The sequence below is a fragment of the Sphingobacterium sp. UBA2480 genome, assembly GCF_002341965.1.
In the GTDB taxonomy this organism is placed as follows: Bacteria; Bacteroidota; Bacteroidia; order Sphingobacteriales; family Sphingobacteriaceae; genus Sphingobacterium; species Sphingobacterium multivorum.
Genome location: NZ_DDPA01000001.1, coordinates 646,823 through 671,423, shown reverse-complemented (window position 1 = coordinate 671,423; position 24,601 = coordinate 646,823). Strand labels below are relative to the sequence as shown.

Annotated in this window: 18 protein-coding genes; 12 read left to right on the top strand and 6 right to left on the bottom strand. The window is 37.5% G+C overall.

Translation table 11 applies throughout. From position 1 onward, the window contains the following. Positions 1-88: 88 nt before the first annotated feature. Positions 89-1,402 carry a sensor histidine kinase gene (locus B3600_RS03030; RefSeq protein WP_286752034.1) on the bottom strand — a complete coding sequence of 438 codons (1,314 nt, stop codon included), beginning with the start codon at positions 1,400-1,402 and terminating at the stop codon, positions 89-91. 142 nt (positions 1,403-1,544) lie between these two features. Further along, entirely contained in the window at positions 1,545-2,639 is a 1,095-nt protein-coding gene (locus B3600_RS03025; RefSeq protein ID WP_286752033.1) for a PAS domain-containing sensor histidine kinase, read from the bottom strand. A 219-nt stretch (positions 2,640-2,858) separates the two neighbouring features. On the opposite strand from B3600_RS03025, the gene B3600_RS03020 reads away from it, so the two are divergent. Beyond that, positions 2,859-3,314, top strand: coding sequence for a GNAT family N-acetyltransferase (locus tag B3600_RS03020; protein ID WP_070569080.1), 456 nt, complete (start codon positions 2,859-2,861; stop codon positions 3,312-3,314). Between the two features lie 71 nt (positions 3,315-3,385). Here the strand turns inward: B3600_RS03020 and B3600_RS03015 are convergent, their stop codons facing one another. Both B3600_RS03015 and B3600_RS03010 read right to left on the bottom strand, forming a co-directional pair. Then, positions 3,386-3,907 carry a DinB family protein gene (locus tag B3600_RS03015; RefSeq protein ID WP_286752032.1) on the bottom strand — a complete coding sequence of 174 codons (522 nt, stop codon included), beginning with the start codon at positions 3,905-3,907 and terminating at the stop codon, positions 3,386-3,388. Positions 3,908-4,100: 193 nt separating this feature from the next. Continuing rightward, complete coding sequence (locus B3600_RS03010; protein WP_286752031.1) at positions 4,101-5,681, bottom strand: discoidin domain-containing protein; 1,581 nt, start codon at positions 5,679-5,681, stop codon at positions 4,101-4,103. Between the two features lie 251 nt (positions 5,682-5,932). Between B3600_RS03010 and B3600_RS03005 the strand changes: the two genes are divergently transcribed. Next, positions 5,933-6,427 (top strand): YdcF family protein, encoded by a 495-nt coding sequence (locus B3600_RS03005; protein WP_286752030.1) that lies wholly within the window; start codon positions 5,933-5,935, stop codon positions 6,425-6,427. On the opposite strand, the gene B3600_RS03000 is transcribed toward B3600_RS03005, so the two are convergent. Continuing rightward, on the bottom strand, positions 6,424-7,536 hold the full coding sequence (locus B3600_RS03000) for an acyltransferase family protein (RefSeq protein WP_286752029.1): 1,113 nt from the start codon (positions 7,534-7,536) through the stop codon (positions 6,424-6,426). The genes B3600_RS03005 and B3600_RS03000 overlap by 4 nt on opposite strands. Positions 7,537-8,765: 1,229 nt before the next feature. On the opposite strand from B3600_RS03000, the gene B3600_RS02995 reads away from it, so the two are divergent. Together B3600_RS02995 and B3600_RS02990 are read left to right on the top strand one after the other, a co-directional pair. Further along, positions 8,766-8,954 carry a hypothetical protein gene (locus B3600_RS02995; protein ID WP_286752028.1) on the top strand — a complete coding sequence of 63 codons (189 nt, stop codon included), beginning with the start codon at positions 8,766-8,768 and terminating at the stop codon, positions 8,952-8,954. A 1-nt stretch (position 8,955) separates the two neighbouring features. Continuing rightward, positions 8,956-10,710 (top strand): hypothetical protein, encoded by a 1,755-nt coding sequence (locus B3600_RS02990; protein ID WP_286752027.1) that lies wholly within the window; start codon positions 8,956-8,958, stop codon positions 10,708-10,710. A 55-nt stretch (positions 10,711-10,765) separates the two neighbouring features. Here B3600_RS02990 and B3600_RS02985 read toward each other — a convergent pair whose 3' ends face one another. Continuing rightward, positions 10,766-11,602 (bottom strand): helix-turn-helix domain-containing protein, encoded by an 837-nt coding sequence (locus B3600_RS02985; RefSeq protein ID WP_286752026.1) that lies wholly within the window; start codon positions 11,600-11,602, stop codon positions 10,766-10,768. A 739-nt stretch (positions 11,603-12,341) separates the two neighbouring features. Here B3600_RS02985 and B3600_RS02980 point away from each other — a divergent pair. From B3600_RS02980 to B3600_RS02945, 8 genes are all read left to right on the top strand, one after another. After that, positions 12,342-13,970: a fimbrillin family protein gene (locus B3600_RS02980; RefSeq protein ID WP_286752025.1), complete on the top strand. Its 1,629-nt coding sequence runs from the start codon at positions 12,342-12,344 to the stop codon at positions 13,968-13,970. Between the two features lie 497 nt (positions 13,971-14,467). Next, on the top strand, positions 14,468-15,301 hold the full coding sequence (locus tag B3600_RS02975; protein WP_286752024.1) for an AraC family transcriptional regulator: 834 nt from the start codon (positions 14,468-14,470) through the stop codon (positions 15,299-15,301). A 478-nt stretch (positions 15,302-15,779) separates the two neighbouring features. Continuing rightward, entirely contained in the window at positions 15,780-16,022 is a 243-nt protein-coding gene (locus B3600_RS02970) for a hypothetical protein (RefSeq protein ID WP_286752023.1), read from the top strand. A 418-nt stretch (positions 16,023-16,440) separates the two neighbouring features. After that, positions 16,441-17,352: a cation transporter gene (locus B3600_RS02965; protein WP_286752022.1), complete on the top strand. Its 912-nt coding sequence runs from the start codon at positions 16,441-16,443 to the stop codon at positions 17,350-17,352. A gap of 550 nt (positions 17,353-17,902) precedes the next feature. After that, positions 17,903-18,772, top strand: coding sequence for an AraC family transcriptional regulator (locus tag B3600_RS02960; RefSeq protein WP_286752021.1), 870 nt, complete (start codon positions 17,903-17,905; stop codon positions 18,770-18,772). Positions 18,773-19,042: 270 nt separating this feature from the next. After that, positions 19,043-19,627, top strand: a complete 585-nt coding sequence (locus B3600_RS02955; protein ID WP_286752020.1) for an RNA polymerase sigma factor — start codon at positions 19,043-19,045, stop codon at positions 19,625-19,627. Between the two features lie 71 nt (positions 19,628-19,698). After that, positions 19,699-20,928, top strand: coding sequence for a FecR family protein (locus B3600_RS02950; protein WP_286752019.1), 1,230 nt, complete (start codon positions 19,699-19,701; stop codon positions 20,926-20,928). A gap of 249 nt (positions 20,929-21,177) precedes the next feature. Next, a complete protein-coding gene (locus tag B3600_RS02945) occupies positions 21,178-24,597 on the top strand; it encodes a SusC/RagA family TonB-linked outer membrane protein (RefSeq protein WP_286752018.1) in 3,420 nt (1,139 codons plus the stop codon). The last annotated feature ends 4 nt before the right edge of the window (positions 24,598-24,601 follow it).

Here is a 24,601-nt window from a genome sequence, read left to right as displayed (position 1 = left end):
TACAAAAGGGAGATTCAATTTTTCTCTCTTCATCGGCAATTCAATGATTCCATAAAACCACCAAAAAATTTCTAAACCTATAGTTGAATTAACCGCATGTGGGTACTTCGAACTCGGTTTGTGGTTTATGGCTGGGGCAGGATGGCAATCCGACCGTAAAAACGGATCCCTTATTAGGTGTGCTTTGGATGTTCACTACACCTTTGTTCCGCTCAATAAGATCCTTACATAAAACAAGGCCTACGCCCGATCCGGGTTCGTCTTCCGTTCCGAAAGACTTTTGCTGGATCTCATTAAAAAGTACGGCGGACTTCGAAGGGTTAATTCCTATTCCTTCATCTTGAATATGAATATGTGTATAGGTTTCATCCATGCTGGTGTAGATGTTGATATTCCCGCTCACATAGCTGAATTTAATCGCATTGCTGATCAAGTTGCGTAAAATAATGATGGTATGATCCCGATTGGCAATTATCTGTGTGTTGTTTGGTATATCAATATTGATTTTTAGCTGTTTAGATTGTGCATTCTCATTAAAAACTTCAACAATTTGTTGTATTATAGGTTTGATCAACTGGGGTGATGCTTTGGTATTGATCCCCTGCATACTGCTGCTGCCCCATTGCAATAAATCATCCAACGCCTGATTCTGCTGCGTAATTTGTTGAAAGATCTGCTGGATGTATTCCTGGGAGTTTGTACTGTCGAGCATTTGATTACGAAACATAAAGACCAGTGCTTCCAGATTGGCAAAAGGACTTTTGATGTCGTGCGCGATAATTGAAAAGATTTTTTCTTTGTCCCGATTCATGGATTCTAAGTTGCGGCGTTGCTGCTCAATTTTTTTTATATTCTTATAGATGATGTCAAGAAAGAAGTTGACTGCGACGACCATAAAAGCTAGTGCATTGATAATATTGAAAACAGACCTAGATCGAGGCACTTGCTGGCTTAACGGGAGTATATCGGGAAGTAGATATAAGAGTGAAATCAAAAAAGCTACCGTAATACAAAGGGCTATATGGATCTTTCGATTATCATACATCAACATGGAGACAATCAATGTGCATAATAAAAAATATTCGCCACCATTTTTATAAAGTAGCGCTCCAGCGAAGAAAAACACAGCATTACTTGTCAACAGTGTTGCCTTAGCGATAGTACGCTTCTCATAATATTGAAGTAGAAGGACCGTAAGCGCACATAGTGAATTGCAGAAGTTAATCGCTGCTAAAATATAACGGTGGTCGATAAGATTGAGGATTGAAAAGAAAATTGTCGGAAATAAACATAACAATGCAATCAGATTGATCATGTATACGCGTTTGAAATCGATGTATGACATGTCCGGATGTGCACCAATATGGGAAAGTAGTTTCCAATATTTACGAAAATGATTCATAAAGACTTGTCTGATTTGCTTGCAATTTCTAAACATTCAAAATTAGCTATAAATCAGGAGTTCAACAATGATTTTTCTTGAATAGCAGGATAAGATTGGCAAAATCTGTCCTGAAAGGAAGATAAAAGGCTACGTCACGTTATTAATTTGGAAAAAACAAACGAATTTCGGTCCCTTGGTTTTCCTGACTGAAAATGGTCATCTGCGCTTTGAGCCTTTCAAGAATTTCCTGAACGATAAACAATCCGATGCCTTTTCCCTGGTACTCCGTTGAATTTGAGCCACGCAGTCTTTCCATACGGATATTTTCGAGTTCATGCTGCGGAATACCGATACCATTATCTTTAATAATATATAACACACCGTTCGTTACTTTTTCACTATAAATATGCAGCGCTGCTTTCGTATTGGCCGAAGAGTATTTAATGGCATTGTTGATCAAGTTTGTAAAGATTTGGTAAACTCCATTTTGATCACTGTTTACTGGAAAAAGGTCCCCAAAGATAAGTTCAGTATGCGGGCTACGGAATAATAATTTAGCTTCCCGGCACCAATTGGGCAATGTAAGATCTAAACGGACAGGTTGTTTCCGTAGCCTATACATTGGGGCAAGGCTCAGCTCTACCGTTTTGTCGATAATGTCAGCGATGTTTTCAAGTGATTGATCGATGACCTCATACAGTTCGAGCCGCCTATTGGTTTGCATATCCAAATGTTCTTTAAGTACACCTATACCCAATTTAGCGAGTGCCAAGGGATTTTTCGCATCATGTGATAGTGTATAGGATATCATGCGCAGGTTGGTTGCGGGATTGATAGTTATATTTTCTCGATCTAAAGGTTTCTCATCGTGTATCTTATGCGTGACATCGGTAGCTGTGTGGAGGATGGAATTTGTTCGTCCGCGCTTATCAAAGAGTGGCTTATACTCAAAATCAAAATAGCGTTTGATTTTGAAATCACCGTCAACAATCGTTGCGGGAGTTTCAACTGCCTTGTAGGTAACACCGCTTTCCCAGACGTTACGGAGTATATCGGTAAATCCTTCCTGGGTAAAAACCGGAAAAACCTCTCCAAAGGAATGTCCAACGATTTCATTCTCTGTACGCCACATTTTTAACATACGAGAATTGGCAAATGCGATATTGAGGTTCGAATTATCATAAATGGCCGTGGCAATCGGCATTTGATTTAATGCTTCAAAAAAAATCGGTAAATCCTTTTGAGGTTTTTGCATATTGGGTGTTTAATAATCATCTGCTTGCCACAGTGCGAGCGTAAAATTAATCAAAAATCAAGCCAATAGCCATAGTTTTTTATGTTTTTTAATAAAAATGCGATCAGCGGGTATGCTTGGGAATAGTGCAATAAAAACCCACTAAATTATTCCTATATTTAAGAAACTTCACAGGAGATGTAAGTTTAAAATAGACAGGGATTTGTAATCATACCAATTATGGATAAGTATTTGGAAATTAGGAAATATGATGTTCAGGATAGCAATAAACTGATTGATATTCTTCATATGAATATACCGAAGTACTTTGCACAGAGCGAGGTTGCCGATTTCAGGGAATATCTGGATCAGGAAATGGAGACGTATTTTGTTGCACTGGTTAACGGACAAATTATTGGTGGCGGCGGTGTAGGTTTTTCCGATGATCAGCGCACAGGATATTTGAGTTGGAGTTTTTTAAATCCAAAATATCATGGATTTGGTTTTGGAAAAACCTTATTGCATCATCGCATTGACTTTCTTTACGCCCATCATCAGGTTGAAAAGATCGAAGTCGGCACCTCTCAATTTACGTTTGGATTTTATAAGAAAAATGGTTTTGTACTACGGGAAATCCATAAAGATTATTGGGCTGAAGGCTTTGATTTATATGATATGGTCCATACAAGGGAATAGACAAATACGATGAAGGAATAGACACAAACCATGAATGCTAGTCAGGCAACATGTTGAAAATAGGGTGCGACTTAGTGATTTAATGACGCCAAGTTTTCCTTAATTTGATTCAGGTGGTGTAGGGGATGATAGCTCATCAGGTAAAACATTTCACGTATACTGAGTTTTCCGAGCAAAGGATGGGGTAAGACTAGGCTATCGAGCTCCTCTTCATTGTACAGTGCAAATAACTGATTAATTTTAGTTATTACTTCTTCTAATTGCGTTATAAGGCCCTTTTTCTGTGCGGGCAGGATATCTTCAGGCAAAAATTGACTTGGTGCCTGTAGGCTTGTTTTGAGATAATTGTTAAGTACCGTATCGTAATCCCAAGTTGTACGTTGTAGGGTGCCGAATTTATGGACGATGAACTCTTTTGATTGCAATATCTTTGGAAAGGGTAGAAGCGTTAAGAGAATATGTTTTAGCTGCTGACCAGCTGTCCATTTTTCATGATTACGGTATAAAAAAAGGGAATCAGGCAACGCCTGGATATAGGCAATAACCGTATGGTGGTTGTCTGAAAAAGTTTTGATCAGTTCTTGTCGATTCATCCTATTTTTTTTGTTAAGTGTTTACTTCGATCGTTTATTCTAGCTTATTGATGCGTCAAAGTCAGTATGATGTACTAAAAATAAGAAATTATTCGCTAACCGCATTGATGAATCTCATTAATTCGATGATGACCAAATTTAAGAAGGCCGGTATTGTTTGTTATACCGGCCGCCTATTCTATTGGTTTAAAAACTAATATGCACCAAAGTCTGCAAGATGAGAATAGAAGAAATCACCCCAAGAACTTGTCGATTCTATTTTAAGGTATTGGGTGTTAACGGAGGCATTCAGATCGACATTGATCCAGGAACCAGCAACTTTGCTTAGCTGCGTCGTTTTGATCAATGTCCAGCTTACACCATTTGTACTTGAGTAAATATTGACATCTTTCATCGCTCCATTTAAATTGTCGCGGTTACGGAAAGCAACTCCTTTCACGGTGCGTACTGCCCCCATATTGATAGAGAAGAAGTGAGGCTGTGGAGTTTGAGTGGACGACCAGGGCGTATGCCACACTGTACTTCTATTCATATCCAATACATTGCTCGCCGGTGATCCAGGCTCGTTACTATCGCTAGCGACGATTGACCAACCTGTTGTCGGTAAAAGCTTATAGGTAACAACCTTGGATAAATCGGGTACATTGTTAACGAAGTTATAAGCATACCCTAAGGTTGTACGGCTTCCATTGGCATGGAGAAACCCTATTCTCATTTCGTAATTCCCTGTCAGATCATAAAAATCCGCTAATGGACACTCGAATCGAAAGCTATCCTGGCCAATTATTTTTGTGGCCCATTGTACGGCATCATAATCGTTGTTTACACCAAAAGGCTCTCTATCGTGCCAGACAACAATGTCATTGACCGGTTTTGTTGTCGTAAATTTCCCGGAAATGATAATCTTATTGTTCACAAAGCTTGATGACAAGGATGTAATTTCTGCAGAAGCGGATGCATACCAGTCACTTCTCGCCACAGTGCTAAATACTTGGCTATTGTTAAATGTTGCTGCTGTGGTACTGGTCAATGAAGTTGTAGAGATTCCATAGGTTGAATTGCCTGAACCCATTAATGCCGTACCTAAAGTTGGTGCTAATGTTTTGTTCATCCTATTGTGGCTGGCATTTAATCCGTGGCCCAGTTCGTGAATCATTCCACCGATCCATACGGTTGCTTTCCATCCAATATCGCCGCCTATTCCTAAGTTTTTAGCGTCCAGATTTACATAATCTAAGGCGTAACAGCTGGTGCCTGTACCATAGAATGGAGGACCTCCGGGATTAGCCGGATCTGTATTATAAGTTGGAATAATGATTAGATTGTGTTCGCTTTTTTTTCCTGACGGATTTTGATTAAAATAGCTGTCCACTTCCGCCTTCACTGCTCCGCTACCCCCCGAATATGGATAAGTAGCTTTGCCATATTTTCCAGCGATGTAATGGATGTTTATCAAGCTGTCACTGACTAGATCTAATCCGAAGGATTTTCTTCCGAAGCCTTCACGATCCATATTGCTTGCAAACATATTTTGGGCGTCCAAAAGGATCTTGCTAAGACGCTTTCTGAAATTGGGAATGGAATCAACATCATTTGGAACAAAATAAATGACGTTCAGCTTATAGGGGTTACTGCTCCATTCATTTGTTACGGTGGTACTTGATGTTTTTGCTTTGAGACTGCCGACACTTTCTTCGGTGTTTACCAAGGTCTTGTTACAGGATGCAGCCCCTAAAGCGAGGGTTGCAAGCATTAGATTTAAAAGTTTTCTCATAATGGTTTATATTGTGTATCAATAAATATAATTAAGCTATCTTTTATTGCTATGTAAAAAAATAAACTTTTATCACAATTAGTATAGTCAATCGATTGATTAAACAACTTTGAAAAATGTTTTGTAACATTTTATTTTATTTGCGCATGTAATGAGTATGAATTAATAGTAACAGGACAAAATTTAACCGACCACTTACTTGGTGTTCATTCAGGTCTTATTACATTTGGTTGTATGAATAATCACATTGTATGGAAAAAATTAAAAACCTGATATTATTGTTGGGCGCACCCAATGATGAGCAGGGACAACTTAGCGTTATGGCATTAAATAGAAACGAATGCGCCTATAATTTCTATTGTCATAATGAGGGGACGGTAATTTTATGTACCGGCGGAATGGGTGAACATTTCAATCGGACAGAAAAGCCGCATGGCGCTTATGCTCAAGCTTATCTTATGGAAAGAGGTGTCTATGAGAGGGATTTACTTCCATGTGTACTATCCACAAATACTTACGAAGATTTTATGCTATCAAAGGAGATCATCGAAAATGTCTCTCCCGATCTCTTCATCGTGATTACCTCTGATTTTCATATGGAGCGAGCTAAATTGTTGCAATACAAACTCATCGACTACCCAAATGTACTGTTCATTGCCGCGAAGTCGACTGTTAGTCCCGAAGAATTGAATTTGTTGTCAATGCATGAACAACAGGCCATTCAAAAAATATTGAAAAGTTATTAACCCAATTTCTTTCTGAGCCATTTACGGACAGGTTCGTCATACCATTTCAAGCTGGCATAGGCCAGTGCAATACTCGCCAGCAAAATCAATAGGGCATAAGGCAAGGCTGTCACTAGTGTCACATCCTTGTTATTGCTGATCCAGGCAACATAAAAATAAACGAAAGGATAGTGTACGAGGTATAGTGGGTAGGAGATGTCACCCAAAAACTTACAGAGCTTATTTTCTATTCTGCTGCTTGATACGTTACTTGTGCCCAAGTAAACAATCAAGGGGAATACAATGATAATGCATACCGACTCATATACACCGTTCATCCAAAGCTGATCTGCTCCACCTATACGAGGCATATACAACACAATGACGATTAAAATGCTGCAGTATAAAAATGCATATCGGATACGGCTGGGACTTGTTATTCTGGATAGCAGGAGGCCAGCAAAAAAAGGGTACATGGTGCGGGTGATTCCTATCCGCACTTGCTCAACACTTAATGTCCAGCCACCACTAACATCACCATTAGGACTTGTGACCGCCAAATGGGCGAGCGCCACAGCTGCAATAAGAACCAAACTGCCTAATGCTGTTTTGGATAATTTACGAATACCGATAGCATATAGAATATTGGCAATATATTCAAAGAACAATGACCAGCCAACACTATTAAGTGGGTGCATTTCCTGCCAACCACGAATATCCAAAGAAAGAGGGACGGGGAGAATCGTATATCCGATGAGCATGACGAGAAGCATTTTCCAGATCGGGACCGTATGAATAAGTGGCCAGATGGTGGAATCTGTAAAATAAAAGCCTATTGCGCCAAGAGTCATGCCAAGTATAACCATCGGCTGGAGGCGTTCAATACGGCGTTTAAAAAAAGTGCCAATCGACATGTTATGCCAGCGATCATCATAGGCATAACCGATCACAAAGCCAGATAAAAGAAAGAAAAAGTCAACTGCCAGATAGCCATGGTTGACCAATATATCGAGGTGTCCAGTTCCCAATGGTTCTGTGAGATGAAAGGTGACAACGATAATCGCGGCGACTCCTCGTAGTCCATCTAAAATGGGATAGTGTGGCTTTGTAGAAAGGGTTTTATTGTTCATGGCTTCTGATTGTATTTCGAAGATGTCTATGGACTTACTGGTTTTTTATAAATGTTATGGAATGAATGGGTGAAAATAGCGAAATAACACATTTGATTTTGATCATATTGTATCAAAATCCCGATGGTTAGTCTCATTTTTTGTATTTGTGCAGAACCGTTTATACGAATTCAAAATACTTGTTAGTGGTATATGCAGCTGTACGATTCACAAAGGCTTTTTTCGACCGTTAGTTTATGGAAAATCGAGAAGCTCTTTTTGCCCATTGAAAATCCTGCTGAGCATTTATAAATATAAATAATAGAAGAGGTGATTGTTGTTGAAAGTTTTTTCATCAAGTTGTCCAGCGAGAACCAATCCTGCTTTTTCGGGGAAATCTGATTTCGGTTGTTTGTCATCGACCGTATAAAAGTCTAACCTGTTAAGATTTAAGTTTAGCAAGTAGCTGGTTACATCGACTCGATAATGTATCGTGTATCTCAATGGCTTGTATACCGAATCGTCAATCCAATTGTACTTGTTCTTATCGTCCTTTAGAAAAATAAGGATCTAAATGTTTAAAAGCCCGGATATCAGCAGTTATGGTAATTTACGAGCCCGCTGATCCTTTTTTGATGGTTGTCACAATTGGTTGATAATAGATAGTTAAGATAAGCATTAAAACCAATACATCCTAATATCAATTTAGAGGTAATAACAATTTTGAATCAGTTTTTAAACAATGTTTAGTCAGTGCTTATTCAGTTGCCACTGAGTAAGCACTGAACAAGCACTGAACGAACACTGAACAAGCACTGTAGAAATGTCGAATTTGATCACTGCTTGATATTTCATTTGCGGCAGCTAAAAATTAAAAGAGAAAGAAGGAAAGAATATACGCTTATGTAACGACCTGCGCAGAAACTGTATATTGGGGCCAGCAGGTATATCCACTATCTAGATGAGTATCGAATCTCAAACATGCCGTATCAATTAAGTTGAGAAATTTTAAGTCGGCTGAATCGGTGAACTAGGGCGCCAGTGGACAGAACAACTTCATTTGACATTTTTTACGGGATTTACCTTAAATATTTTAAAAAATATTTAAGGATAGTTGAATGGTCCTGATACCTCCCTGATCTGTCCTTTTATCGTGTTTTTATCATCTATAATTTTGTACGGTCGTAAAATCGACCACCAATATTTGTAAATGAATAGTATTCGATATACACACTAAAATTAGAAATGAGATGAAAGACAAAACTAAAAACAAAGAAATTTACATTCCACCAAGGATTGAGATGTTTCAGATTGAGTTTGAAAACTCAGTTGCTGCAGGTTCGGCAAATTTTAAAACAGGTTCAGAAAGTTCAAGTCAGACTCCTACAGAGCGACAATATGAATCTGGTTGGTCCAACAGTAGAGATATTGATTTATAAGATGATGAAAAAGTTTATCCGTATTTATAGTCTGGCCTTTGCAATAGGAGCAAGCTCACTATTTGCTATTTCATGTTCCGACAAAGAGAATCAGGAAGATATTCAAAAAAACAAGGGAAATATTGCTATTCGTTCAGTCCGTTTTGTAAATGATGACAACGTAATCAATGTTAATGGATCTATCCAAAAAAGTGCTTCAAATAAAGTTGGAACTTCTCCCGGTCAAGTAGGGAGGGATATTTTAAAAGCTGGCACGTCCTTGGAATCAAAGATCGGGTCTCCACTGTCTATTCAAAAAGGGACGGACTTTGATTTTGTTTCAGATTTGGAATCTAATGCTTTGGCAAAAAGTGACAGCAGCCTGAAGGCGAAGGTGGCTAACGGCGGCTTAAAAGCAGCAGATGTCCCTCTGAATGCAAATAAGAAATTTAGGCTCATCATCATTAAAGATGGGGCAACAACACCGGTATACAACGGTTTGCTGAATTCTGGACAGGACCCAGATCTTAAAGTTGACGCCAATACAAAATATAGCTGGTATGCAATTTCTGTTAATGATGCTAATACTGCTCCTGACATTGACGGATCAGGCGTAATTGCAGCTGCAGATCTGGCGAACAAAGATTTTATGTTTGCTTCTGGTGTTATTACAACCAAAGTTGATAATAATTATCTCGATATTTTGTTTCTTCGACAGATGGCAGCCATTGAGGTCACGGTGAATACCCGTGGAATGTTTGGCAACATCGATGATAACTCTACGTTTTCGCTCGGTACTGGTACAGGTACAACATTTACCAATATTATCCAGACGGGTAATTTTAGTATATTAAACGGTACTTTCTCAAATTTTCAGGATGTTGCTCCGATCAACGGATCGCAAATGAGCATTGTGGACAACCGTTGGTCAAATGCCGAGAAGGTTGCTCATTTTTATACGGCAAATACAAACACGGTCCCAGCTAATAACCTTCGGGTGCAGCTAAACTCCTTAAGTTTGAACTTGGATGATAATAGTACCCGGACTTTTGCTTCAAATTCCATTGTGCCGATTAATCATAGCACATCATTGAGCTTGACCAAAGGGACGCTGTCCAAAACAAATGTACGTCTTATTGAATCCGGAGTTACGGTAAGCGGGCTGGTTTGGGCGCGGACAAACCTAATATTTGAGGGAAGTAAACTTTATGGTGGAAGCTATACTGTAGGAAGTTCTGATGCCTATCGTTTTCGTACGAATAATAATTACTCTTTCCCAAGTTTAGATAATGAATACTGGAACTTTGGTACTGCAACACCTAGGGGAACAGACTATGCAACAATAGATCCGTGTAAAAGAGTCTATCCGGAATTGACTTGGAGATCACCAATTGAGAGTAATCCACTTGAGTTCACGGCACTTAGACAAAATACAAATCGAAGTACTTCAATCACAACCATGCCCGATGGTTACAGACATAGTATTACATGGAAAGGAACTCAGGCAGTTAATTCAGCTTATCCGGATAATGATCTGATCCTAACCTATTTTGGGTACCGTGATGCGAATGGTATCCGTCAGCAGATTCCTTCTGGCAGTGCCAACGGTGCAGGCTCATTACGCTATAAAAGCGCTTCATTCAATACGAGTAATAATGGTAACCAGATACTTTATGCCGAAGTTAATAATGGTGTATTTGCAAATCTAAGTAACCAGGAGGTGGCCTTTAATCAGGGGAATACAATTCGTTGTGTGAGGAATGTCATCAATAATTAAGACTTTCAGAAATTTGCGTTTCTTGGGGTTGGTCAACAGTGTTGGCCGGCCCTTTTTAATAAATAGAGGATCTAATCTGTTTGGGTGTTAATCCTGTTTTTGATTTTAAATAATGCGTAAAGCTGGCCATACTTTTGAAATTTAGTTTGAATGTAATTTCTTTAATGGACAGATTCGTGTGAAATAAAAGAGATCTGGCTTCCTTTATAATACGCTGGTCTATGACTTCTTTGGTAGTCATTCCTAAATATTTCCGACAGAGTACCGTTAAATGACTAGGGGATATCGCGAGTTCTTTACTGTAGTAAGTGGTATTTCTGTGTATGATATAGTTCTGGTCCACTAATCTGTTCAAGTCAAGGATAATCCTGGGCAACTCATTGTTTCCTTTGGTAGGCCCATCCGATATCAGGTCATATACCATTCTCAGAATTAATCTCGTCCGCAATTCGATTGTTTTTCGACTTATACCACCCAAATTCAGTTCATTTCGGAGGAGAGAAAAGTCTGATAATAACATTTTGTATAGTTCAATCTGGTGTGGAAGGATTGTATAATGTGCAAATGCATCGTTGAACGAATTGCTATTCAGCATAAATATTTCAACAAATGCCTTATTAATAGTTAATTGATGTGCAGTTTCATCTGGCTTGAGTTTTACTGTCTGAATCTGGCCGGGACAATTGATATATATACGTGCATGTCGTTCCTTAATATCCTGTGGGATAAACCTCGCTTTGTTCTTTTCTGAAAGTAGGAAAACAAAAGCTTCATCGCTTCCGATTTTGATATTCACATTTGTCTTGTACACAAAGTTATAGGCAATGGGATTATAGTTTGACGTGTTGTCATTATTTATTAAAAGGTTCTGATTAGGATGATTTCCTTTCATGACTTATGTTTTGTTCCAAATTATTATGGTTATCTATTAAATTCTGATAAAAATTAGGATGTTGTATTATCCTTAAAAGAGCTTAAGTTTTTCTTTAAACATTACCACATTTGATAAGATGTAAATTTACGGACTCTAATAGCCTTAAAATAGGACGGATTAGGGAAATGTAAGGATGATACAACTATATTTTAAAATTGCTCCGTCAAACCAAGATCGCTGGCATAAGAATTTGATTTGAAAATGTTCGATACATCTTTAGGTATCACAGTTTTTTGAAATCAAGGTTAAGTTTCATGAATAAATATAGTGTAAGCTACTATAGATTTTGAGGTGAAATTTTGGTTGTCTGGATTTAAAAAATTGGCAATCGTGAAAATGGTCAATTATATCCACTAAATATTCAATTTTCCGCTATTTCGTCCTATTTACAAAATCTCAACAAGTTTTTAGCTTTAGTACTGTATTGAATTACATAATAAATATTATTACTAACGTAAGGTAAATTTTATGGAAATAGAGGAAAAGAAAGTGTATGTGTCTCCAAAAATTAAGGGACTAATGATACAGATGGAGTCATGTCTTGCATCAGGATCAGTTGAGCCGACCAGTCAAACTAAGGAAGTCACTCAAGAGTGGCAGTCGGATCCCGACAAGGAAGGGAGTATGTCCTGGTAATCGAAATGAGTTTTTAAATAGTTCAACTCGATTATTGTATGTATGTTAAATTAATGATGTTATGAAAACAAGAATCAATTCTAGGCTACCCAATGTATTCTTATTTGGTATTTTTTTATTTTTCGCCAATTTTTCCATCATTTCCTGTCAAAAGTCCAAACAGGGGGAAGTATCAAATGAAGGCAAGGTTACTGTCATTGTAAATATGGAAGGCAGCAATTATACTGATGCTAAGAAAATGAAGGCCAGTAATACTCGCAATGCATCTTTGGAGGTAATTTCTCAAGAGTTTGGATTTGCCCTTGGAAAAGAGCTGTTTGTTGAGGCTAATCTTTCTCCAGCATCAATGGATATCGATCCAGTCGATCCAATTGTCACGTTACACAGTGGATTAAAAGCAACTACGGAAACAAACCCATTAGGTACAGCAGTCCGCTATAAATTGTTGGTTTATGATGCAAATGGTGCTTTTGTAGATGAACGTGATTATGTCCGTGGTCAGGAATCAAATGCAGCGAAGTTAATCCTAAATGGTGGGGCTACCTATACCTTTATTGCTTATTCCATTAACAGCGAAACCGATCTACCTGCAGCTACAAAAGATGCGTTAGATGATGCTAACCTAGCAGTAGATGGAAAAAGTGACTTTATGTATTTTAAAAAAAGCATGACCGTGCACAACGGTCAGACCAATTATCTCAGCGTTGTTCTTACACATCTTTTTAGCGAGATTACGGTAACTGTAGATGCGACCCTAACGGGTTATAACATTATGGACGTTAAAGCAGGCCTCGATAGTCACTTTCCAAATGCTCAAATAAAACTGTTAGATGGTAGTATAACTCGAGCTGGCACTCCAGGAACGACGGATGTTTTTTTTCCTGCTTTAGGAAGTGAAGGAGCTGCCACAGTTATCGGGGCACCGACTATTATCAATGCTGCTACAGCGGCAGGAAAGCTTGTCCTCTCTACCATTACTATCGGTGAGATTGTTTACAATGTACCGAGTGACGCGATTACTGGATTGGCCATTATTCCCGGTGTAAAGTATAACCTTAAACTTACTATTACACCGGCTGATATCCTTCTTCAGCACAACAATATGTCGGCAGTACGTATCCGGGGAATTATTTGGTCACGCTACAATATGGGAGCCAATACAAGTATAGATCCCGATCAGGCTCCATCCGTAAAGGCACTGCATGGAAATTATTACCAATGGGGAAGGGCGGCAGTCGTTGCTAATGCTGATACTCCTCCGGCTCCAATATCTGGTTGGAATTCATCAACTGCTCCAAACGGTGCATGGAATAGTGGGACTGAAACAAATCCCGTGAAAACGGCAAATGATCCCTGTCCTTCCGGCTATCGTGTGCCCACAGGCGAAGAATGGGCATCATTGGTTCAGGCGACCAAGTATAGCCGGATTGGTACCTGGAGCGTTTCGAATACAAACTTCAGTGCAGCATTTGTATTGACAAGTAAATGGAATAAAAATGTCAAGCTGACTTTTCCTGTGCCAGGGCATCGTAGTGCAAACTCTGGTGTGTTGGAATATCGTGGTGATGCTACAAATTATTGGTCCTCAGCGATGGCAAATCAAAATGCTTGGGCTGTACATAGCTCAAATGCTGGCTTTGCATCCCAAAATCGTGCTTTTGCTTTTCCACTTCGATGTGTAGCTCAATAGCGCCTGTTTACCATAAATGGTAATAAATTTGTCTCCATATATATTAAAGGTTTTGCTTCATATATATGGAGACATTTTTGCTATTTTCATATACTAATTTTGATCTTATGGCTGATTGGAAATTAGCCACCTTTGATTTATGGCCATAATTAATATTTAATTTCCTGCCGGGTATTTCTCAATTTATTCCAATCATATTTAAATATTATGATATGGAATTACTATTTTTTGCGCGGTCAAAGATGTACTGATTTCAATATTCTTTCATTGAAAATATAAGGCAAATGTGTCGAAATAAGCGTTTTTTCAAGGAAATGCTTTATTATTTTATTCAATCAATTTGTGAATTTATTACTCTGTTCGATTTTTTATAAAAAGCTCTTTAACTTGGGCAACTAGTTTTCTGAGGATAGAAAAAAAGCAGTTTAGGTACCGAAAAGTAAATGCTAATACAGCCTTTTTGCACACCTTGAAAATATCATTTTATGGCAAAACACTTGAATTTTGATCACTATATTGATGAAGCCCAAACCGAAAATGAAGTTTCTTTTTTTCGTTTTACAGGGGAAGATATACACGTAAATGCAAGGGATGATGATTATTACACCCTTTTACTCGTGGAGTCTGGAATGGGAATTCATACCATCGATTTTAAGGACTATATTTTACAGCCAAAGCAATTCCATTTTGTACATCCGCAGCAGATAAATGACTACAAATTAAATCATAATGTAAAAGGATGTGGTCTAATGGTACAGCGCCATTTTTTTGACTTATTTTTAAACGGTTTCAGTTTTGGATTACCAATTTACCTGAAAAATCCCGTTCAGAAATTAAAGCCTGCAGACTTTAAAATTTTATACGAAGAATTTGAAGCGATAGGAAGGGAGACAAAATACAAAACAATGTATAGGGAATTGATTATTGCCCGATTTTTTGTAATTACTTTCTTGATCAGCCGTATATCAAAATATACCTTTAAGGGATTTCCCATCACTAGGGAAAATCCTAAAATGAATGAATTAACCATTCTAATTGATCAGCATTACCAAAATGAGCGTTCCGTTTCCTTTTATGCAGAAAAACTTGCCATCACCCCCAATTACCTGAATGCACTTTGTAAAAGGTTTTACAACCAAACTGCTACAAGTATGATAGATGACCGTATTATATTGGAAGCTAAGCGGTGCCTAATTTCTGGTATGTCTGTTAAGGATACTGCTAATGCGCTTAATTTTAATGACGCATCTTATTTTACAAGATTTTTCAAACTGCATACAACTAAAACCCCAAAGGAGTTTGCTATATTATATAAGCTTGATTTATTTTAGATCTTGTTTTAATAAGTGCTCCAATTAGATGTCGCCTATTTTTTAAAATTCTGTAGGTTTAACATCTATTTTTTGTTTTTCCCTTTGTACTTTTTGCCTTGAATATATCCAGAGTGATTCTAAACCGGAAAGTACCAATGCATAGGAGGTCGGTGTTGCGATCGAGGCCTGAGATCACTAGTTGTTCGCTAAAACAGTTTATGAATTCATGCTATCTGTTTTTACTTTTATAACTGCCTTATTGATTTGTTAACCAGTTTTTTAATTTAGTTGTGGTCATTGTAGCCGGATGTTGAATAATACACCGAGGCGATTAAATTGGAGCGGACCGTATATCGGCTGTTTGCAATGTATACTCGTTGTAGTCTCACAAAGGAAAAAATTATTGTTTCCTCTGGTGTTGGTTCTTTCTTACTATGAAGAAAATAGAATCTTAGTAATAATACATGAGCGTTGGGAAGGTCTTTTTAACGAATTGATGCTTCATGCAAAAATTTGTTTCCATGGTACTGGAATTGACTTTAAGACATCTTTTATGCAGGCGATCGGTGGAATATTTTATCTATTCCAACTAGAAGACGCCAGTGTGATACAGCGCGAAGGAGCTGGTAAAGACGCAAAAGATCAAATGTTCACGGCTATAATTAATGTTCATCTCATTATCAAATCTCTGTTCAGAAAAGCAACAGAAGTGAAAAAGCGGGATTTAGGTCATTATTAAGTCTACTCGTTGATTATTCCGTATGGTAACTAATTGTCTAACTATTTTTAGTTCAGCAATTCAATATAGCTACATAAGATAAAAAGTTTCATTACTGTTGTGGAAAATTATCCTGAACTACTTTTTGAAATTCCAAAAAGAGCTTAGATCAGAAAATAAAGTTCTGCTATATCCATTGTCCAAAGACATAGAAACATCGAAAATGCATAGTCACGATTTCTATATATTGCTTCTTTTTGAATGTGGTGATGGTGTGCATACTATTGATTCGAAAGATTTCGAAGTTACACCGAAATAGCTACACTCGTTCAGCCTCAACAAGTACTTAGATATCAGTTTGATTCCAGTATCTTTTTGGGTAAACAGCATGATAGTAAGTGGGGAAACACCAGCAAGTCTATTAAAATACAGATAGTATATGAATAAACAAGGACAAATCGAAAAAAGAGCATTGTTGATCGGATCCACGATCTACTTTTTAATGGGGGCATCTGGATGGTATACCCATTACATTTCAAAGTCCGAGGCCATGCTGCTTGAAGGAAACTACAACATGGTCAATGGACTGGCTAGTTTGATTGGCTATTATGTTGTCCAGATCCGGCACCGTAAAACCGAAACTTTTCCATTAGGACAATTTGTTTATGAATCTTTGTATGCATTGATCAAAGGTATTCTGATCTTAGGGATACTTACTGCGGCATTGTGGGAAAATAGCATAAAAATATATGACTACTTTGTGCATTCGGTCGTTCATGAAGTAAATTCTGGTCCAATTGTGTACATGGTTATTCTCTCTGTTATTCTTTGTTTCTTATTGGCTTATTTTTATCATTATGCTAACCGGAAAACAGGTAATAATAGTACAATGCTTGCTACCGATAAAAAGGCTGCTCTAATTGACGGTTATCTTTCATTGTTCGGTGGAGGATCTTTACTACTTATGATCTATATCGGAAAACACGTTCATAATTTGGAATTTCTTCAGTATATCGGTGATGCCCTGGTCGTGCTCATTTTTGAAATGATAATGATTAGGGAACCATTTAAAATTATTAAAGAAAACTTCGTGGAACTTGCAGGCGGTCAACTTCAGTCTGATGAGGATTGGGATTATATTGCAGATACTATAAAGCAACTTCCAAGAAGTGGTTTTGTGATTGACAACAACTATATAACAAAAGTAGGTAGCATGTATTATGTATCAATTTCCATTACTTCAACAAATAATTGTGTATCTATGGAGGATATTGCAGAATATAAAATAAGGGTAATAAAAGTTCTGGAAAACACATATGCCAACCTTACAGTTGAAATTGTTATAAATTGATAGTGAATTGAAAACTAGAGTGTGTGCATAGTGTTTCAGATTACTAATTTGGCAGTCATTTCATATGATTATTTTTCTGTTAATAGCCACCGCTATAAGTTATAAAATTATAAAAAAAGTGTTTATAGATTTATGCTTTTGCTTTTCAAAATCATCTTAAACTGTCGTTGATCTGAAGGGTTATTTTCCTATTAAACTAGACTGAATTTATATATGAATGTGCTTAGGTGGAAGTTTGTGTTCGTGTATTTAAAGGTCATGTAGTCAATATATTAAGGGTTATTTTGTTTGGTTTAATTTGATTGCATGAAGAACCGATACTAGTTTGATTTTTCCCTTTTTAACGATAGGAGTTACCTTTTATATACCCCTTTCGATAGGGGGGCATTGGTAATGAAATGCCTCCTAAAATGCCTATATTTGGGTAAGTAAAAATGTTACCTATTCGGGGCAGTTTTATGATATTTTCTATTCAAAAAGTCCCTTTAATAAAAGGGACTTTTCTCTCAAATAATTTTAAAAAGTATTTTTTTAATATCCCACATCATTTATGAAAGTAAGTTCAACTAGAATTGAATTGTTTGAAGAACTCCAAAAAAAGACAAATATATACGACGATATCATTTACATGAAAGTTGTGTCGAATGATTATGAACTTATACCAAGAGGACTGGATTTTTTTGCATTGATTCTTTTTGAAAGTGGTCATGGGGTTCATGTAATAGATTCGGTACATCATAAAATTAAACCTAATCAATTACATCTGTTATTTCCTGGTCAGTATCATTCATGGATGGTTACTAAACAATTGTCTATTCATCTGCTGTTCATTTCGAAAAGGTTGTTGAATACTTTTCAAGATAATTTTGTTTATCCACTTGAATTTTATAAAAAATTTCCAGTAGTTTATTTAAACACCGATATATTCAAAAGATTAAAGTTCGGATTTGAAGGGATCAGAGATGAGATACAGCTTGATACCCCAATGAAAGAGATCATATTTACACAATTAAGAATAATTACCCTCCATATAAGCAGAGAAGCGATTAGCGCATTTGATCGTATTAGCGGTACTTCCAATCCCATTTTGGAACGTTTTACGGCGCTGGTGCTATCAAATTTTAGGAAACATAGGAAAATATATTATTACGCGCAAGCGCTAAATATTTCTGCAAACTACTTAAATGTATTGGTGAAAAAGCATTTTGGAACCACAGCAACGTCATTCCTATATAAAGAAATTATTAATGAGGTTAAATATGAATTGCTTTATTCCAATAAACAAATAAAAGAGATTGCGCTCGGTTTTAATTTTAGTGATATGCCAACATTTACCACATTTTTTAAAAATAATACGGGAGTTTCTCCTAAGGCATTTATAGAAATGACGAAGTCAAGCGAGCCTGAAAACGGAACTTGATCTCAGCGTCCTCCTTATCTGACATAAATTCAATTGAGAATAGCCGATAGCGGCACTCAAATACCTTTTTTAAAAAATATAAAAGTATAATATCCACGATTGTTTAAGTTGCGTTAAAACGTGTTATTGTTTTGTCACCGCCCTAACAAAAAACGTAAACCAATTCTAAAAGTAAATTGTTTGTGCTTAAATTGAGGTTGTCCTTTTTAGTGCTGAAATAATTTATAAATTTGGCTGTATCTAAATTTGCAAAAGCAATCCAAGGCCAAAATGAATACACAAGCGCTTTTTTTTGAGAGATTAAGGCAAGGTGAAGAAACAGCCCTTGATTATTATGTTAATGAGCATACGGAGTCTTTATGTTTCATAGCTTTTAAACTAGTAAAAGATGAACTGGTGGCCGAGGAGATTGTAGGAGATGCATTCTTAAAACTGTGGCAGCAAAAGGGGAGAATCGAATCAAGTGAACATCTTTATCGATTTTTGGTGAAAGTTATAAAAAATGATTGCCTAAACCATTTAAAAAAAATAAGTAACCTGCCTAAATTTGAAGCAAACTATGATCAAGTTTCAGTTTTCGATGATCAAGACATTCATTTTGAAATCATTTACGCAGAGTTTATTAAAATCTTATATAGTGAACTAGATAAGTTACCCGTCCAACAGGCTACTGTTTTTAAAATGAGCTATCTTGACGGACAATCAACAGCTGAAATATGTGAAATCTTGAATACAACCCAAAGTACTGTATTTGCGGCGAAATCAAAAGCTTTACAAACATTACGAACTACATTTAAAAAACGTGATATCTTCCTATACTTCTTCTTTACATTGATCTTTCTCGGGAAAAACTGAATTGCTACAATTTTTTTTATTTTTTTGGTAAGGTTTTTTAAGAATTATTGTATCTATATAAAAGCGATAATATGATGGACGATCCTAAAGCGATTGCATATTTAATAAACCTATATATTCAGGACAAGCTGTCTGTTCAAGATGCCGTCGCCTTCAATGAGTGGTTAAGCCAGCAGGATACTAATCCGATCATTTTGGCGCGGATTATGGAGAGCCCACAATGGAAAGAAGACTTGGCATTGTATTATCACTTATGGAAGGAGGAGAATGTCAACATTAGAAAAAATAGAATAAAAAATAAACTTAAACATCAACTATCGGCTGCTGAACAACCTACTGTCGTTTATAAAGCGAAGCGACGTGCTTGGCTCTGGTATGCAGCGGCAAGTATTTTGTTCGTTGTTGGGCTAACATATTTTATATCAGTAAACAAGAATGGGACACCATCCACGGGAAAAGATTTAACTCTTGATATAGTTGATGTCAAAGCAGGGAGTAATAAAGCGGTCTTGCGTTTGGCTGATGGCCAGACACTGGCCTTAAAAGAATCTACCCAAGGTATACATATGGGAAATGGGATAAGCTATGAAAATGGCGAACCTTTACTGAGCAAAGAGCAATTACGTTTGAATAATAGGTCCATGAATTTGGTTTTAGAGGTACCACTTAAATCTTATTATCAGCTCATATTATCGGATGGTACTAAAGTATGGGTCAATGCCGGTTCCAGGTTAAGTTATCCAGTACAATTTGATGGAGATAAACGGGAGGTCGAACTTGAAGGAGAAGCGTATTTTGAAGTTGCCAAAAGTACAAAAAATGGGAAAAGAATACCATTTTTCGTAAAGTCAAAAGGGCAATCTCTTGAAGTATTGGGAACAAAATTTAATGTTTCTGCCTATAAAACAACTGTCGTAAAAACAACCTTATTGGAAGGTAGCATAGCCCTATCTTTCTTAGAAATCAAAAATAAACCTGTTCGATTGTTACCAGGGCAACAAGGAACATTAACTGACCACGGTTTTAATGTTGCCCAGGTTGATACACGGCAAGCGATTGCTTGGAAAAATGGGTACTTTCTGTTCGAAGCATCCGATGCCGGTGAAGCGTTTGACCAATTGGAGCGCTGGTATGATATCGATGTAATTTATGCAGACCAAAATCCTAAAGTAGAATTTTTTGGCAAAATTGAACGGAATAAAAATTTGTCGGAGGTTCTTGATATATTAAAAAAGAGTGGACTTCGATTTAAAGTGCAAAATAAAGGGGGGCGTATACAGCTCCTGATATTGGGGGAATAATAGATTAACCGATCTAAATTTATGAAAGGAGGGAACCAAGAAATCTAAACTTCACATTAAAAGTTACTAGGACGTTAAACTGAACGGTGCTACCAACACCGCTCAGTAGTTCGTGACTGGTCAAAAAGCGTTGTCAGCAACGTTTCGTAATTAACTAATTTATAACCAATCAAACATTACAAAGATATGTTTTTTAAACCATTTGCGAAGTGGTCTAGCCACTGCTTTGCGAACAGAAATTACCTACCAATGAAATTAACTGCCGTTTTGGTATTCGCATCAGCTTTTCAATGTGTGGCTGTAGCGATGGCACAAAAAATTAATTTGAATGCTAAACGTGAGCCGCTAAAAAATGTGTTATCCACTATTGAGAGACAAGGCGGATATACTTTCTTTTTTAGAGGCGCCCAAATAGCAAATATTCCAATATCTGTTCAGATCAATCATGCAGATTTAAAGGATGCAATGGATGCTATTGCCAAAGAGGCCAATCTGGAATGGTCGATTTCGGGTAAGACCATTGTAATTAAACGACAAGAAATTAAAAACGACGTGTCTTTACCAGTCGTCAACCAAAAGCAAAAACGTATATCGGGTAAGGTTGTAAACAAAAAAGGCGAAAACCTATCGGGTGTTAACGTGACTTTAAAGGGGACTAAAATTGGAACGAGCACCGACGAAATGGGCGAGTTTTCATTGGAAATTGTTCCAGGATTGGGAAGTATACTCCAATTTAGTTTTATCGGTTATAACACCTTAGATATTGCCCTATCGGACAAAACTCAATTTAACGTCACATTGGAAGAACAAAATAGCGAACTAAGTGAGGTGGTCGTTGTTGGATATGGTGTTCAAAAGAGAGCAAACCTCACTGGAGCTGTCAGCACAGTAAAGATGGACGATGTACTTGGGAGCAGGCCGATAAGCAGCACAACAAAGGCTTTGCAAGGAGCTATCCCTGGGCTTCAGATTACATCGGGTTCCGGTCAACCCGGTACTGGGGCTAGTATTAATATTCGTGGTACTACTTCAATTAATGGTGGAGAACCTTTAGTTCTAGTTGATAATGTGCCGATGTCTATGGATAATATTAATCCAATGGATATTGAAACAGTCACTGTTTTAAAAGATGCCGCGGCTTCATCGATTTATGGTGCCAGAGCAGCCTTTGGTGTTATCTTGATCACAACCAAGAAAGGTAAAAGGAATCAGAAGAATACTTTTAATTTTACTTCAAACCTGGCCTCCACTCAAGCCAGAGAACTTCCTGAAAAGGCAAGCCCGCTCCAAACGGTGCAGGCATTAAATGATTGGGGAACTACAACTTTCTGGACTGGACAAAAAACCGACAAATGGTTAGAATTAATTAAAGAATATAATGCAAATCCAGGTGCATTTCCAACCGGAGAGACATCAATTGATGGAACTATTTATCCCCTCAAACAGACACATAAATTTGGAGAGGATTTTTTGGAGCATGGCTTCGAGCAGATGCATAATTTATCGTATAGCGGCGGTTCGGAAAAGTCTACCTATCGGGTTTCACTAGGTTATACCGACGAAAATGGCATCATGATTACTGATAACGATCGGTATAAAAGGTATAATATTAATACTGCGCTGAGTACAGAACTTGTTAAAGGGCTAAATTCAACGGTGAATTTTTTCTACAGAAACCAAAATAGTACAACACCAGCCAACATTGGCGATATCTACTATAGAGGCGGTGGCATAGGTTCATATGCGCCACTCGGATGGGGAACTACGCCGGATGGCAAAAACCTTCCATACGCCGGACCAGGGAACATTCTTCGAACTCAAAAACCTATTCGCAATTTTGGTGATGATTTACGGATTTTTGGAAAGTTGGAGTATGAAATTTTAACTGATCTTAAGATCATTGGGGAATATACTTTTAATAAAACGACGACTAACCAAAGAAGTACTACTGAACAAAACCGTTATATCGATGCCTCGACCAGGAGTGAGATCATGTTAAACACATTGTCTAATTATAGTCGTCAAACCGGCAATACGGATTATCATGCCTTAAACTTGTATATGAACTACAATAAGAATGTAGGAGACCATACAATAAGTGGTATTTTAGGGATGAACCGTGAAAGTAGTAAAAATGAACAGTTTTTTGTAGACCGGTTAGATTTAATTAATCCTCAGGTGCCTTCTATTTCAACGAGTACCGGAACGATTGGTGGAGATGACAGTTTTAGTGAGTTTGCTGTGGAAGGGTATTTTGGTCGTATCAATTACAGTTATAAAAATCGTTATTTATTTGAGGCAAACGGTCGTTTTGATGGATCTTCAAGATTTCCTTCAGGAAGTAGATTTGGTTTTTTTCCCTCGTTCTCCGCTGGCTGGAATGTATCTGAAGAACGGTTCATGCAATCACTGAAGCCGGTGTTGTCCGGCTTGAAATTGAGAGGGTCGTATGGTGAAATTGGGAACCAAGCTATTGGCAATTATGCGCATATCCCTGGCATGGCCTCGTCGTATTCTTCATGGATTGATTTGAAAACGAATATCAGATATCTATCATTGGGCGCACCGAATTTGGTGAGTTCTACTTTTACATGGGAGACCGTTAGAACAATAAATGGTGGAATTGATCTCGGACTTTGGAACAACAAGCTCAACATGTCTTTTGATTATTTTAGACGTCAAACGCTCGATATGTTATCGCCAGGGCTAGAGCTTCCAGGTATTCTGGGCACATCAGCACCACTGCAAAATGTTGCTGATCTTGAATCGAAGGGTTGGGAGGCCGAATTGTCCTGGAAGGATAAAAGAGGTGACTTTCATTATTCATTTGGAATAAACGTTTCTGATAATAGGGCATATATTACGAAATATAATAATCCCGCCGGATTGTTGCAATTTAACGATAATGGAACCTTATCAAATTATTATGTTGGACAGCAACTGGGCGAAATTTGGGGATTTAGGACTCAAGGGTTTTATTCGATCAATGATTTCGTAGAAGGTTCGCTCAATGATGTGCTGCAGCGAGGAACTTTAAAAGAAGGGATCGCGGCTTATAAAGGAATTTCACAAAATCCCGGAGATATCCGCTACGAAGATCTGAATGGAGACGGTGTTATTTTTACTGGAAATAATACGTTGGCAGATCCAGGGGATAGGACAATTATTGGAAATACGACGCGACGTTACCAGTTTGGGGTCAATGGAGCTATGGGGTACAAGAGCTTTGATCTGTCATTTTTCCTTCAAGGGGTAGGAAAAAGAGACTTATTTGTAAGTAATGAAATGTTTTGGCCTTATACAAGTAACTTTGAAACAGTATATGTTCACCATTTAGATTATTGGACTCCTGATCGCGTCAATGCTTATTTTTCTCGAAGTTACCCCGATGCTGGCGGCAATGGCGGAAGCAATAGACGAGTACAGTCTAAATACTTATCTGATGGTTCTTATTTGACCATTAAAAATATAACCTTAGGTTATTCTGTTCCAGCTCATCTGTTAAAGAATATTTTTGTGAAGAATATCAGAATGTTTTTCTCTGGAGAAAATCTTTACACATTTCATCATATGCCCAAAGGTATGGATACTGAAGCAACGTCACAGAGTAGGGGACTCATTTACCCGTTTTTACGTAAATACAGCTTTGGTGTAAATGTTAATTTCTAAAGAT

Coding starts and splice junctions, on each gene's coding strand:
- B3600_RS03030 (WP_286752034.1), bottom strand. CDS start 1,402: ATGAATCATTTTCGTAAATATTGGAAACTACTTTCCCATATTGGTGCA.
- B3600_RS03025 (WP_286752033.1), bottom strand. CDS start 2,639: ATGCAAAAACCTCAAAAGGATTTACCGATTTTTTTTGAAGCATTAAAT.
- B3600_RS03020 (WP_070569080.1), top strand. CDS start 2,859: ATGGATAAGTATTTGGAAATTAGGAAATATGATGTTCAGGATAGCAAT.
- B3600_RS03015 (WP_286752032.1), bottom strand. CDS start 3,907: ATGAATCGACAAGAACTGATCAAAACTTTTTCAGACAACCACCATACG.
- B3600_RS03010 (WP_286752031.1), bottom strand. CDS start 5,681: ATGAGAAAACTTTTAAATCTAATGCTTGCAACCCTCGCTTTAGGGGCT.
- B3600_RS03005 (WP_286752030.1), top strand. CDS start 5,933: ATGGAAAAAATTAAAAACCTGATATTATTGTTGGGCGCACCCAATGAT.
- B3600_RS03000 (WP_286752029.1), bottom strand. CDS start 7,536: ATGAACAATAAAACCCTTTCTACAAAGCCACACTATCCCATTTTAGAT.
- B3600_RS02995 (WP_286752028.1), top strand. CDS start 8,766: ATGAAAGACAAAACTAAAAACAAAGAAATTTACATTCCACCAAGGATT.
- B3600_RS02990 (WP_286752027.1), top strand. CDS start 8,956: ATGATGAAAAAGTTTATCCGTATTTATAGTCTGGCCTTTGCAATAGGA.
- B3600_RS02985 (WP_286752026.1), bottom strand. CDS start 11,602: ATGAAAGGAAATCATCCTAATCAGAACCTTTTAATAAATAATGACAAC.
- B3600_RS02980 (WP_286752025.1), top strand. CDS start 12,342: ATGAAAACAAGAATCAATTCTAGGCTACCCAATGTATTCTTATTTGGT.
- B3600_RS02970 (WP_286752023.1), top strand. CDS start 15,780: ATGCTTCATGCAAAAATTTGTTTCCATGGTACTGGAATTGACTTTAAG.
- B3600_RS02965 (WP_286752022.1), top strand. CDS start 16,441: ATGAATAAACAAGGACAAATCGAAAAAAGAGCATTGTTGATCGGATCC.
- B3600_RS02960 (WP_286752021.1), top strand. CDS start 17,903: ATGAAAGTAAGTTCAACTAGAATTGAATTGTTTGAAGAACTCCAAAAA.
- B3600_RS02955 (WP_286752020.1), top strand. CDS start 19,043: ATGAATACACAAGCGCTTTTTTTTGAGAGATTAAGGCAAGGTGAAGAA.
- B3600_RS02950 (WP_286752019.1), top strand. CDS start 19,699: ATGATGGACGATCCTAAAGCGATTGCATATTTAATAAACCTATATATT.
- B3600_RS02945 (WP_286752018.1), top strand. CDS start 21,178: ATGAAATTAACTGCCGTTTTGGTATTCGCATCAGCTTTTCAATGTGTG.